This window comes from Thalassotalea insulae, from assembly GCF_030161395.1.
Classification (GTDB): Bacteria; Pseudomonadota; Gammaproteobacteria; order Enterobacterales; family Alteromonadaceae; genus Thalassotalea_E; species Thalassotalea_E insulae.
In genome coordinates this window covers 3,406,745-3,420,636 of the sequence record NZ_BSST01000001.1, presented here as the reverse complement: position 1 = coordinate 3,420,636, position 13,892 = coordinate 3,406,745, and the positions used below count along the sequence as shown (strand labels likewise).

Sequence of the window (13,892 nt, the reverse complement as noted above, 5' to 3'; positions counted from 1 at the left end):
ATTTACTCTTGGCTGCGTTTGGCTGCTTTTTCCACAGAAGAAAGCATACCGCGCCACATTTTCACTTCTTTCGTATCAGGACGAGCTCGATTAATAAAACGTCGCAGCTTGGTCATAACTAAACCGGGATGACTTGGTACGATAAATCCGGTAGCTTTTAATGCCTGTTCAAAATGCTCAAACATGCGTTCTGTTTCAGCAACCACTGGATATTCATCGCTATTATCATCAGCTGATTGATACGCCTTATTTTGATGAGCTAAAAATGCCATACGCACTTCATAGCTCAGAGTTTGAACTGCCATCGCTAAATTCAATGAGCTATATTCTGGATTCGCAGGAATTTGCACATGAAAATGGCAAAGCTGCAACTCCTCGTTAGTCAAACCGCTACTTTCCCGACCAAATACTAAAGCGACCGGATAATCACTGACTTCACTGATCAGTTTTTCACCGCTCTCTCTCGGTCCAAGCATAGGCCATGGCAAAGTTCTAGAGCGGGCACTAGTGCCGATCACTAAGCCACAATCACTGATCGCCTCTTCCAATGTGGCAACCACTTTTGCGCTAGCCAATACATCAGTCGCCCCAGCCGCTAGTGCTTGGGCCTGACCATTTGGCATTTCAATCGGGTCAACCAGAATTAACTGGCTTAAGCCCATGGTTTTCATTGCTCTTGCCGCTGAACCAATATTACGACAATCAGAAGTATTGACTAAAACAATACGAACAGAATCTAACATTATTTTAAATATCTCAATTACACTGAATCACTAAGCCATTATTAACAATCTAAACGGCTAAAAAATTGGTGCAATAATACCATAGAACACTACGCTTGTGCTGAGAAAAAATCACGATTTATTTAGCTAATTCATAGTGCGATGCAATCTGTGATATGCAATTTTTTTCTATCAGGTGCTTCAAGCTAATCTTGTTATGTGACCAACATTATCCATTGCGATTAATGTTTAAACAGTGATACCTGCAAATTTATCGCTTTTCAATTAATTTTTTGTTACAATGCGCGCCGCAAATTTCCGAGTGGGGAAGTTATGCTTTGTTCTTTGACAAAATTGGTTAATTATTAAGGTGATGGTATGCATCCAATGCTAAATATTGCTGTGCGCGCTGCGCGTACTGCGGGCAACGTTATTGTACGTGCGTTTGAACAAGCAGATAAAATTGAAGTGGAATCAAAAGGGACTAACGATTTTGTAACTAATGTTGATATTGCCGCTGAACAGGCAATTGTTGACACTATCCGTAAGTCTTATCCTGAGCATTCTATCATTGGTGAAGAAACTGGTGTTTCTGATGGTAAAGATAGTGATTACCAGTGGATAATCGATCCCCTTGATGGCACAACCAATTTTGTAAAAGGCATTCCTCATTTTGCCGTTTCGATTGCATTAAAAGTTAAAGGCAAATTAGATCAAGCGGTTATCTATGATCCTATTCGTGGCGAATTATTCACGGCCAGCCGTGGTAAAGGCGCTCAACTTAACGGTTTCCGTATCCGCGTTAAGCAAAACAAAGAGTTAGCCGGCGCGGTCTTAGCTACTGGTTTTCCGTTCAAACAAAAACAGCACATGCCAGCTTATATTAATATGTTTCAGGCGTTATTTACTAAAACGTCTGATATGCGCCGAGCAGGTTCAGCAGCCTTAGACCTTGCCTATGTTGCCGCAGGCCGCGTTGATGGTTTCTTCGAAATTGGACTTAAACCTTGGGATACTGCAGCAGGTGAATTATTAGTGATTGAAGCTGGTGGTTTAGTTACTGACTTTACTGGCGGACACAATTACGTAAAATCCGGTAATATCGTCGCAACCAGTTCACGATTATTGAAAGAAATATTAAAAGATATTCGCCCTCACCTTGGCACAGCATTATCTAAGTAATGTGAAATTAGTGGATGTAGCACGAAGGCTTCATCCACTATTTAAACTTCTGTTCTTCGTTTCTTTTAAAATATTTTCCCAAGCATCTTCGATTAAAGCAATGACATCAAGCCCAGGTGATGCTCCACTACTATTACGACTTACTAAAGATTCAATCGGGATCTCTTTAAAGTGCTTTAATAGTCTAAATAATACGTCCCATAAACAATCAGTCGGATAACTTTTTCTTAATTTAGATGCGATAAACTCTATGTTATCTAAAGTCTGTCTAATTTTTTCAACTTCGGCGACTGCCGCCTGCCTATTACTAATACTGCCTTTTAAGGCATATAAGGCATTAATGTTGTATTCAATACTTTTCAATCGGCGATCTAACTGAAAATATCCAGTACTTCTGCCTTTAGGCCAAGACAAAATCTGTGGTTCCGCATGCTTTTTCTTATTTTTAATGATTCTATCTTTAAATACTGAATGACCGCTGCTTTCTTTGGTCACAAATGAAGACGTTCCATTAGCCCTGTAACTATTGCCTGACTTTGCATTAATTCGCATTAACGCCTGTTTTTGTTCTTCCATTTCTAATGCGGCTTTTTTTCTCTGCTCTTCTTCTTTTTCGAGTTCGGCCATCACTAAATAATGATCGGGGGAAGACACTTTGATCAATTGTTTACGGTTAGCCTGAACGCGTTTTTGTATGGTGGATAAGTTACAAGGTTTTACTAGAACAGAATTAATGTCGTATTTCATACAATCGGCAATTTCTTTTTGGTAAGCATTGCCGGTAAAAATAAAAATAGGAATGTCGTTCTTACAGTTATATTTTCCCTTTCTAATATTTTTCGCCAATTCTAACCCAGAGCCGTCCCTTAGCTTAATATCTAATATTGCAATATCAACGGGATTACTTTGTAATAGCGCTTCTGAGGTATAATAATCAGACGCAGTAATACAATTAAATCCTTTAAGATCCATCACGGCTTCATACACAAAGTGACACATTAACTGTATATCATCTACAGCTAAAACCTGAATATCACTCTCCATTGAAATAAGCTCCCAAGTAATAGAAATATTCTCCCGCATTTAACGATTGAAATATTTCTTTAATCCATTAATCCTATCCATCAGTTTAGAAGCTAGTACTTAAAATTCCACAAAAATTGTAGGTTTATGTCATAAATAACAATTATTACCCTACTCCCGTCAATGAACTTTTATCCGCTAAAAATTTTAATAAGCTATTCTCACTTAAAGGTTTTGCAAACCAGTAACCCTGAATTTCATCACAGCCAATCGATTGTAAAAACTCTACATGCTGCTTTTTCTCAACGCCTTCGGCAATGATAGATAAACCTAAATTTTTACTTAGATTCACGATTGTATTAACAATCGCCCTATCTTCTTCATTTTGGTGACACTCTCGAATAAATGATTGGTCTATTTTTAATTTATCAACCGGAAACTCTTTTAAATAAGATAATGAAGAATAGCCAGTGCCAAAATCATCAATCGACAGTTCCACACCTAAGTTTTTTAAATGCTGTAACAGCGAAATGGTATTACTTTCTTGATGCATAAAGACACCTTCTGTAATTTCCAGCTCGAGGTTACGTGCAGGTAACCCACTTAACTGCAATGCATTTTTGACCGTTTGTACAAACTGCGGATGAGAGAACTGTCGTGGTGAGACGTTAACAGCAACCACTATATCATTATAGCCTTGAGTGATTAAGCTTTTGGCAAAGTAACATGCTTGCTCTAAAATCCACTGACCAATAGGAACTATCAATCCTGATTTTTCAGCTAACGGGATAAAATCTGCGGGTGAGATAATTTCTTCCTGGTGCTTCCAGCGTACTAAAGTTTCAACACCGGTAATTTTTTCCGCAGTTAACGAATACTGTGGTTGAAAAACCAAGAAAATCTCATTAGCCAATACCGCTTGACGTAATTTATCAATAAGTAGCGCACTTTTTTGTACTTCATTGGCAAATTTAGGGTCAAATAAACAATAATTTTCATGTTCATTTTTGCTGGCGATAGATAATGCTATATGGGCATTTTTTAGTAAACCATCCGGCTCAACACCGTGGACTGGAGACAAAACAAAACCAAAATCACACTCAACAAAAAACTCACCATATTGAGTAACTAAGGCTTGTTCTGCCTGGGGGGAGATCCGTTTAACCAATTTTTGCAGTTGCAACGTCGATAAAGATTCACGACAAAGCACGACAAATTCATATTCACTGATATGAAAAAACTCAACACTTGTTGGTAATGTTTGGCCAACCACTTGAGCAAACTTTTGCACCAACACTGATACTACTTCACCACCGAAGGTACTCACTTTTTCATCAAAATGGCGAATAGCAATCACCCCCAATGAAAACTTCACTTCTTGCTCGACTAAACCAGTCAGTCGTTCATTTAAACGATATAGATTAGGTAATTGGGTTTCCTGACGGGTAAAAGCTAACTGATTAATTTCTTGCTCTGCCAAACGATGCTCAGTGATATCTTTAATATGAATATCATAAGCATCCAACGTTTTATGCCAATAAATACTGATTTGTAAAATGCGCCCAGCTAACGTCCGTTCTAACACTAAACTATTATTCGTCTGTTGGGCAATTTCTTGTCTTAGGGGTAAAAAATTACTAGGTAACAGTAACTGACTTTCATCAGGGTCAAAGCCAACTGTCTTTAACAGCGTGGCGCATGCTGGATTTGCATAAGTCACTTCACCTAAATTATTAACACTGATGATAGGGTTAGGATTTTGCTGTGAAAACAACGCTAAACGCGTACTTTTCGCCTGCGCCAGAATATATTGTCTTATGTACCAGGAAACCACCGCGGCAACTAAAACAATAAACACACCATAGGCCACAACAATCCAGTGAGCCACTGTCATTTGCCATAACGTTTTTTGGTGACCTTGCTCTACTGTTACTTGTGTTTGCTGCTCAATCAGTTTTAACGTCGGTAATAAATCTCGACGTAATTGCGAAATTTGCCGTAATATCGCCCGCATGTCATCCCAATTGTCCTCATCTAGCTGCATCGCCAAATAAAACTGATCAAATAAGCGAACAATCTGCTCTTGCTTAGCATCTATAATCAGAGCTTGTTCTCTAAAGGCAGGTTGTGCTTGGATCACCGTAAAATGCATAGCAAAGGTCTGCTTCACCTGCTGAGCTTCGGTTAAAAAGATTTCATCGTCTTGTGAGCGATAATATTCATAAATGATCCTTTCTTGCTCACTCAAGTCTGAGATTAATTCATTAATGCTGGTTAAAATCGGGATACGGTATTCCACCAAATCAATGGCATTATTTCTCACTTTCACCGTCGATTGATAAACAATAGCAGAAAGCACAAGACCCATTAAAATGGCAAGACCAGCAAACAATGAGGCTTTCAGTAAATAAGGTTTAACAATAGAATTCATAGAGATTTCCGTTTCCTCTCTTTCTTTAACGGACAGGCGCTGAGGCAAAAAAATTCCATCTGTGCAACTGGTTAATTGTTTTAATGGCCTTTGATAACTCAAAATTAAGATACTTAGCACATTAATGCAAATCATAACTAAGAGCAAAAGCATCTAATTACTTATACGAATGTAATGGATCGGCAGCTAAAGACATCTTAAGATTATACTCAGACATAATTTTTGAAGTAGTATCATAATGTACAATCCAAACCCTGCAAAACAAGCCTTTATCGCCGGTGAAGTTGCCTTAGTTGGCACTGGCCCTGGCGATCCAGATTTACTGACGTTGCAGGCATACCGCTTTATTCAACATGCCGATATAGTTATATATGATCGCCTGGTCAGTAAAGAGATTATGGCATTAGTACCTGTGTCGGCAGAAAAAATTTATGTCGGTAAAAAACAAGCTGAACACAGAGTGCCACAAGAAGGTATTAATCAGTTACTCGTTGAGCAGGCAAAATTACAAAAGAGAGTGGTTCGTCTAAAAGGAGGCGATCCTTTCGTGTTTGGTCGTGGCGGTGAAGAAGCACTGCACTTGCTAGCCAATCAGGTCGCATGTCATATTGTACCGGGCATGACCGCCGCATCAGCTTGTACTAGCTATGTTGCTATTCCACTGACCCACCGACAAGTTTCACAAAGCTGTACCTTTATTACCGGTCATGTCAAAGACTGCGGTGAACTCGACCTTCCTTGGCAAACCTTAAGTGATAAAAAACAAACGGTTGTTTTTTATATGGGGATCAAAAGTTTACCTATTATTACAGAACAACTTATTAGTGCCGGGCGCGCCATTAATACACCTGCAGCGCTGATTTACAAAGGTACAACACCTGAACAGCAAGTTTTTCGTGGCACGTTAGCAACACTAAGTGATTTAGTTGCTGAACACAACATCAAGCCACCGACACTGATTGTAATTGGTGATGTCGTTAAAACCTTTAGCGAAGCTAATTTAGCTAATATCGGCTATTTAACTCCTGAACAAGCCTAATACCAATATGACTTTCGCTTATTAACCCGACTTACGACGACTCACCATCGACAAGCACATGTTCAATTGTTGAATAAGTAATTGAAAGATGGTTGCTTCCTGAGGAGTAATATCACCTTTGACTTTATTTTTAATGCTACAAATTAAGCCAATAGTCTTGTCATCAATACAAACGGGGGCAGTGATCAGCTTATTGTCACTTAACATCTCTTCAATATCACGCGTCACTAAATCACGGGCCTTAGCATCTGTTAACGAATTCACCAATACCGCCTTTTTATCAAGTAAGGCTTTTCTAAAAACATTATTACTGTGAAGAATGTTAGTAGCAAAACTGTATTCTTCTTTGCTGGCAAAACAATTATATGAAAAACGACAACTTATCTGTGACTTATCCTTAGAGAGAAATAAAAAACAATTTCGATCAAAAGCTAACGTTTGCGCGATACCTATTAAGCAAGTTTGTAAAAACTCATTTATATCCTGGCTGGTCACCGCCAACTGTGTGAGATTCTGAATCACTTCCAGTTGGATCGCTTCTTTACTTAATTTTGCAGTTGTCAGTGCGGCTTCAGATGCCGCATTAAAATCCCCCAATGTGGGTATTGGTTTTAAGTAATCGATTAATACCGAAGCTCCATAAGAATTTAACAGCTTAACTGAACGTTCGCGGGTTAGTTCAATTTGATAACGCAACTTACGTTCATTAATTTTCATTAATGCAGCAATTTCTTTTAACACCCGATCAAACCTGGCAGCAGAATCCGGTGGTGTATCAATAAACTGGCTTAATTTTGTTGCTAAAAAAATCACCTGCATTTCTTTGGTTCGCACTTCAGGCTCATCAAAAGATTTCACTAATAATTCACCCAAACGCCACTTTTTAGCAAGACCAACACTAAGCTCTTCAAAGGTAACTCCTAAGAGCTCTTGACACTTCTCCTGATAATCCTTTTCTGGCAAATGAATATAATTAAGCATTTCACCATTAATTTCATCGCCTATACCCCAGAATGCAGTTTCACCGACATTATGTAACATACTGGCAAGATAGAGCTCTTCCTGTATATCATCACCGTATTCCGGCACCATCATTTTCGCCAGCTGCCCAGCATAAAAAGAGCGCGCCATCAGTTGCTTTACTCTATTATAAATAGGCACGCCAAGTTCTTCATTCTTTAATAGGCCATCGATAATTTTTGAGGTTAAACAAATATTTTTTACCGTTTGAATACCTAATACTACGGTCGCTCGAGATACGGTAGTTACGTTAGAAACACCGATACGATTACTGCTGTTGGCTACTTTAATCACACATGAAGATAACGCCTGATCATGCAATATCGCGCGGCTTAATTTAGGCAAAGAGGAAACATCATCGTTTTCAAATTTTTCTAACAAACGAGCGATAGATGTTAATGCAGGCAATTCCTGTTGAGCTATAAATTCAATCCATTGATCTTTAGTATTTAAATTTAAGCTATTCAAATGTTCACTCTTTTATTGAAAAGATTACTTAATATTTAGTCTTTTATCTTAGCTGTTACAACCTTTATCGACCAAAATGACAAATTAATTAACCTTAGCAATCTCAATTATCCAGTTAAGCAACCAATAACACCGTAAGTGTCCATAAAAAACCAGCGAAAATCGCGGCATAAGTTGCCGGGACAATTTGAGATTTAACATGATCCATTAAGTCACACCCTGTCGTCATTGAACTTAAAATGGTGGTGTCAGAAATTGGTGAGCATTGGTCACCATAGACACTGCCATTGAGCACAGTGGCGAAACATACCATCATAAAAAGCTCTGGATTTGCCAGTTGCTGCGACTGAGCAACCGCCCAGGCTAACGGCATGGCAAGCGGAAATGCTACTGCATATGTGCCCCAACTGGTGCCTGTAGAAAACGCAATGACCATAGTGATCAGTTGTAAAATCACTGGTAAAGCCCAAAATGGCAATTGCTCCCCTAATTGCGATACTAAATACAAACCGCCACCAATTTCTTTACTTAACGTGCCGATAACCACAGCTAACATCAAGATCACTGAAGCAACTACCACACCTTTTAAGCCGTTACCAAAGCCATCCATAACATCCATTAATGACATGCCTTTTGCTAACGCAATAAAAGCAGAGAGCAAAAGTGCGGCGCCAAATGCCCAATTTATTTTCGGTGCATCAAACAGCACAAATGTCATAATTGCCGTTAATACTAAAGCCGCTAAAGGTAAAATAAATTCGAGATAATGTGCCCGATAATCAGGTGGTACCATAGAGGATTTCAGCTCCTTGGCACTTAACGGTTTAGCACCTGGCGCATCTAGCTCCCCGGTTAATAAAACTCGTTCTCTTGCTTGTCGGATTTTTTTCCCTGAAAAAGTAGTGATATCTAAACTCAGCAGCAACGTACCAATGACGGCAATAATGCCATAGAAACTAAAAGGGATACTGGCAAAGAAAAACGCTATTCTATCGGCTTCAGTCGCTAAAAATGTCACACCAGGGACAAAGAGCAACGCCTGAACATAAGCCGGCCAGGCATTAAAAGCAATCACAGAAGCAATAGGTGATGCAGTCGAGTCGACAATATAGCTCATTTCCTCATGACTCACTTTCGCCTTATCAGCCAATGGTCTGACCGTTGTTCCTACCAGCACGGTACTCATCGTCCCCCCTTGAAAAAACAACACCCCCATAAACCAGGATACTAGCTTAGCCGAGCGCGGCCCCTTAACATAATGTTCTGTCATATGACGAGCAAATGCCTGAGCAGCGCCAGTTTTTGACCAGATACCTAATAGCCCCCCTAATAACCACAAGTAAAGCAGTAACAAACCTACCGCCCCTTCATTAGCCAAATTTGGAATGATCACACTATCAGTTAAATCAAACTCCCCGAGCATCAAAGCGCCGACCACTATACCGCCCAAAAGTGCAGTTACAGGTTCTCGAGTAATTAAACATAATGCGATAGTGATGAATGCTGGTAGCAAAGACCATAAACCATAATGAAATGCTGGCTTTAATAACTTTATCTGATCTTGGTGATCAACTACCCATTGTTGCTCCAGCGCAGGTTTATCAGTGACTTTGGCTAGCTGCTGCTGATTAATTGCAGACTGCTGATAAGGGGTTAGTTCACCAACTAGTAGTTCCTTGCCCTTATATCGATAAACCTTTTGCCCTTGCTGGTTATCGTAAATATTGTAGACATAGCTTTGTTCTAACCAGGTTTTATCCACCTGATAATGAATATAAAGCGCCGCACCGATACTGGCGATCAGTAAAAATAACGCCATACGATTGAGGTTGGAAAAAAGGTTAACATTAATCGGCATAAGCACTTAACATCATTAAAAAATTTTCCTTAATATCGCATTTTGTCAGGTAAAACGAAATAGTGACTCAAAAATGAAGCGATTAAGCGACAGCAATAAAAAAACATTTTAGCACCAACACCAAATACACATTTCTTTAACACTTTATTTCATTAATAATCAAATGGATAAAAAAAAACATTAGATTTTGCTACTAAAATGTTATTGAACATTTACATTTTGGTAACTAGACTGATTAGTTCTTGTTTAGACTGTAATTTCATTATGGCCTAAGACAACAAACAAAATAATTATAATAAATTAAATTATAACAATAACTTAAAAATGGGGTTCACATGTTTAAAACTAAAAGAATTCCACTAGCACTCGCCTTAGTGGGATTTTCTAGCGTCCTCAACGCAACCAATCTACCAACTAACGAGCAAAGTGGAGCCTTTGACATGGCAATAGCCGATGAGCACAAGCTTATCGAGATGCTTAAAAAGTCAGGTAAAATTTCTGCCAATGCATCATTAAATGATGCGGAAAACGCCTTACGCGGCTATTTAAAAGAAAGACAAGAGCAAGAACGAGCAAAAGCCGGCCCTGTAGACTTGTCCATTGCCGCCAAATTTAAATCTGACAAGTCACATAGCCTGACTAATTCATTACAAAACGGTAAAGGTAATAAATTAGGACAAGCGAAAAAAAATGCGCCAGCTAATATGGTATTAGAACCATATAATGGTGACAAACGTACAGCTAAAATTCTTGCTGTATTAATGGAATTCCCTGACTTCCCACATAACTCAATTCAGCCAGGTGAAACTGGCATGTACTATGAGGATTACACTGCAGATCATTACGCTGAATTATTATTCGGTGAGGAAGCTTGGGTAGCACCAAATGGCCATCACGCTAACTCAATGAAGATGTATTATGAAGCACAGTCTGGTGGCAGCTATTCAGTTGAAGGTACTGTTGCTGGCTGGTACATGGCAGAAAAACCTGCCGCTTATTATGGTAACAACGAAGATGGCGATATTCGCAGTTTAATCCGTGAAGCATTAACTGCAGCTGCAGCAGATCCTAGCGTAGATTTAAGCGACTTTGACATCGAAGATAGATTTGATCTAGATGGTGACGGCAACTATTGGGAACCGGACGGATTAGTTGACCATGTTATGGTATTCCATTCGAGTGTCGGTGAAGAAGCCGGTGGTGGTCAGTTAGGTGAAGATGCTATTTGGGCACACCGCTGGAACCTAGGTGGCGTATTTGCCGTACCTGGCACGTCAACACCAGTACCATACTGGGGCGGCGCAATGGGTGCTTACGACTATACAGTACAACCAGCAGATAGTGCAGTGGGTGTTGTTAGTCATGAATATGGTCATGATTTAGGTTTACCGGATGAGTATGATACGCAATATACCGGACGTGGAGAGCCAGTATCATCTTGGTCAATTATGTCAAGCGGTAGCTGGGCTGGCCGTTTAGGTGGCACCGAGCCTTCAGGTTTTAGTGCTTGGGCAAAAGAATTTTTACAAAACAGCATGGGCGGTAACTGGTTACACGGTGCAACAGTTAATATCGATGATATTACTTCTGAAGGCGTTACCGGTTTATTAGACCAAGCAGTCAGCAAAGGCACCAATAACGATGCGATCCGCATTAATTTGCCTGAGAAAGAAACGGTAGTAACTACCCCTACTAGTGGCGAGTATGCATATTTTAGTGGTACAGGTAATGATTTATTTAATAGCATGGCTATTTCTGTCGATCTAACAGCAGCAACGTCAGCTACAGCTAAATTTAAAGCCTGGTATGATATTGAAGCTGACTGGGATTACGCCTATGTTTATGCTTTTGATTCAGCGGATAACTTCCTAGGTTTCCTACCTGGTAACATCACCACAGATACGAACCCTAACGACCAAAACCGCGGTAATGCGATTACCGGTAGTTCAAACGGCTGGGTTGATGCTGAATTTGATTTATCAGCGTTTACTGGTGATACCATCTCATTGTATTTCGCCTATGAAACAGATGGCTATGTAGCCAATCCTGGTCTTTACATCGATGATTTTTCTGTTGAAACAGATGCTGGTACATTAGCACAAGCAAATGCCGATGACGCTAACGCAGAACCGTTTGGTTTCGATGGTTTTACTACTAATAAAGGGGTTAACTACAGCGAGCATTACTATCTAGCTGAATGGCGTACACATCAAGGTATAGATGCAGGTTTAGCCCATATTAATGTTGGTGGTGAAACTATGCCATTTAACGAAGGTTTACTACTTTGGTACGTTGATAATTCATACAGTGAGAACTGGGTTGGTATTCACCCAGGGGATGGTTTCTTAGGGGTTGTGGATGCAGATCGTCACACCAATACATGGAGTGATAAAACCGCTGCTTCAACACGTTATCAAATCCATGATGCTACCTTTAGCCTAGATAAGTCAGAAAAAATGTTCTTAGACTTGAAAGACGTCTGGGATGTTGAATTACGTGATAACTATACTAAACGTAATCCGGTATTTGACGACAGCGTGCAATTTATCAGTAATGATATTCCTGATGCAGGTCGTAATATTCCGAACTATGGCTTAAAGATCCGTGTTACCGGTCAGAGCAAAGACAAGTCTGTCGGTCGCATTATGATCTATAAATAAGTCCTAGACTTAACTCCTTATTCTTTATGCAAAAAGCGCCTAATTCTTTTAGGCGCTTTTTTATCTGATAAACGACTTAATCAACGGTCAAGCCACTTTTCTTAACTAATTCAACATCGCCAAACGCTCGTATTGCCCTTGCTCACGTTTAACATATTTATGCCATTGTTTTGCAGTTTTCTCTGACGACTTGATACCTTCTGCCGCCTTAAACGCAGCAAGCGATTCATCAAATTTTTGTAAATTAAAATAGCTCATGCCAAGCACTAAATGCATGTCACCAACCCGAGCGATGTCACCTTTTTCCAGCGCCAGCTCTGCCGAATCAATTGCTTTACTCCACTTTTCGCTATTTAAATAAACCTGCGCTAACTGTGCATCATATTTGCCATTTTCTACAATTTCTGACGCCTTTATTAATACAGGGATCGCTTTAGCATCATCTTTGGCCGCAATATAAGATTGCGCCAACATTTCCAGATGTTTTTCGCTTGCTACCACATTGCCCAGAGCAATCGCCTCATCTAACACTTTTGCCGCTTTATATGGCGCACCATGATAGCGATAGAGCTGGGCTAAACTGATAATATCCTGAGGTTTCGAGACATACCCTGCCTGCCAGGCAGTTTCCATCACCGCCATTTGCTTATCTTCTGCACCAATTTCACCATACATGCCAGCTAACTGTAACCAGTACTCTGGTTTGCTATATAAGCGTACCAGCTGCTCCATCACCTTAGTGACATTTTCAGGCTGCTTTAATTCGTAATAGCTTGCCCGTTGTAAAATTAACCAGTTTTCTTTCGGTGGTTTGTTATCTGCTTTAGCGACTTCCATTGCATTATGAATTGAGGTCAACGCCTTAGCAAAATCTTTACTTTGATAATAAACCTGAGCAAATAAAATATGCTGGTCCGCAGATAACGGTTTGCTATTAAGTGATTGCCATTTGGATAAATAACCTAAGGTTGCCTGATAATCCTGCTGCTGCATCGACAGTTGCGCGAGAGAGTATAACGTTGACAAGCGTAATGACTCAGGAATCGCCTCCTGCGCTATAACCTGCTTAAAACTGACAATCGCCTTTGGCATATCTTCAGCTCCGTAATGCATAAAACCGTAGAAATTCCATAACATCGCCTTTTCATAACTGTTTAGACTGTCGATACGCCCTTTTACTTCATCAAGCACTGCAAGCCCTGCTGCTTTGTCACCTTGATCGGCTATTTGCTGGGCGCGCGCCAACTGGGTATAAACCCGGTTGCGCATCGCAGGTACTCGTACCGATGCCTTGCTATTTTCTTCTGCCTGAGCAACAGATAACTCGGCTACCATACTCGGCGCCAGATAAATTGCTCCAGCAACAAGTACTGAAGGTAATGAACAAAGTAACTTTTTCATTTTTCACCTCTATTTTTATTTGGCAATATGCCTTTGAATTTTGGTTATTAATCTCGGGCGATCTTAATCCCTTGATAAATAAAGATGT

At 39.9% G+C, this 13,892-nt stretch carries 9 protein-coding genes; 3 read left to right on the top strand and 6 right to left on the bottom strand.

All coding sequences use genetic code 11. The features are described 5' to 3' along the window. Positions 1-2: 2 nt before the first annotated feature. The gene (trmJ, locus tag QQK06_RS15395; protein WP_284245654.1) at positions 3-743 is read right to left on the bottom strand and encodes a tRNA (cytosine(32)/uridine(32)-2'-O)-methyltransferase TrmJ; all 741 of its coding nucleotides are present in this window, start codon (positions 741-743) and stop codon (positions 3-5) included. Between the two features lie 357 nt (positions 744-1,100). Here trmJ and suhB point away from each other — a divergent pair, with 357 nt between their 5' ends. Next, positions 1,101-1,904, top strand: a complete 804-nt coding sequence (gene suhB, locus QQK06_RS15390; protein WP_284245653.1) for an inositol-1-monophosphatase — start codon at positions 1,101-1,103, stop codon at positions 1,902-1,904. Between the two features lie 30 nt (positions 1,905-1,934). On the opposite strand, the gene QQK06_RS15385 is transcribed toward suhB, so the two are convergent. Continuing rightward, a complete protein-coding gene (locus QQK06_RS15385; protein WP_284245652.1) occupies positions 1,935-2,948 on the bottom strand; it encodes a response regulator in 1,014 nt (337 codons plus the stop codon). Positions 2,949-3,093: 145 nt separating this feature from the next. Further along, positions 3,094-5,358, bottom strand: coding sequence for a putative bifunctional diguanylate cyclase/phosphodiesterase (locus tag QQK06_RS15380; protein WP_284245651.1), 2,265 nt, complete (start codon positions 5,356-5,358; stop codon positions 3,094-3,096). A 238-nt stretch (positions 5,359-5,596) separates the two neighbouring features. Between QQK06_RS15380 and cobA the strand changes: the two genes are divergently transcribed. Next, entirely contained in the window at positions 5,597-6,397 is an 801-nt protein-coding gene (cobA, locus tag QQK06_RS15375; protein WP_284245650.1) for a uroporphyrinogen-III C-methyltransferase, read from the top strand. Between the two features lie 21 nt (positions 6,398-6,418). Here the strand turns inward: cobA and QQK06_RS15370 are convergent, their stop codons facing one another. After that, positions 6,419-7,885, bottom strand: coding sequence for an HDOD domain-containing protein (locus QQK06_RS15370; protein WP_284245649.1), 1,467 nt, complete (start codon positions 7,883-7,885; stop codon positions 6,419-6,421). Positions 7,886-8,000: 115 nt separating this feature from the next. Then, positions 8,001-9,743: a Na+/H+ antiporter NhaC family protein gene (locus tag QQK06_RS15365; protein ID WP_284245648.1), complete on the bottom strand. Its 1,743-nt coding sequence runs from the start codon at positions 9,741-9,743 to the stop codon at positions 8,001-8,003. A 335-nt stretch (positions 9,744-10,078) separates the two neighbouring features. Between QQK06_RS15365 and QQK06_RS15360 the strand changes: the two genes are divergently transcribed. After that, a complete protein-coding gene (locus QQK06_RS15360) occupies positions 10,079-12,403 on the top strand; it encodes an immune inhibitor A domain-containing protein (protein WP_284245647.1) in 2,325 nt (774 codons plus the stop codon). Between the two features lie 105 nt (positions 12,404-12,508). Here QQK06_RS15360 and QQK06_RS15355 read toward each other — a convergent pair whose 3' ends face one another. After that, on the bottom strand, positions 12,509-13,804 hold the full coding sequence (locus tag QQK06_RS15355) for a tetratricopeptide repeat protein (protein WP_284245645.1): 1,296 nt from the start codon (positions 13,802-13,804) through the stop codon (positions 12,509-12,511). Positions 13,805-13,892 lie beyond the last annotated feature (88 nt).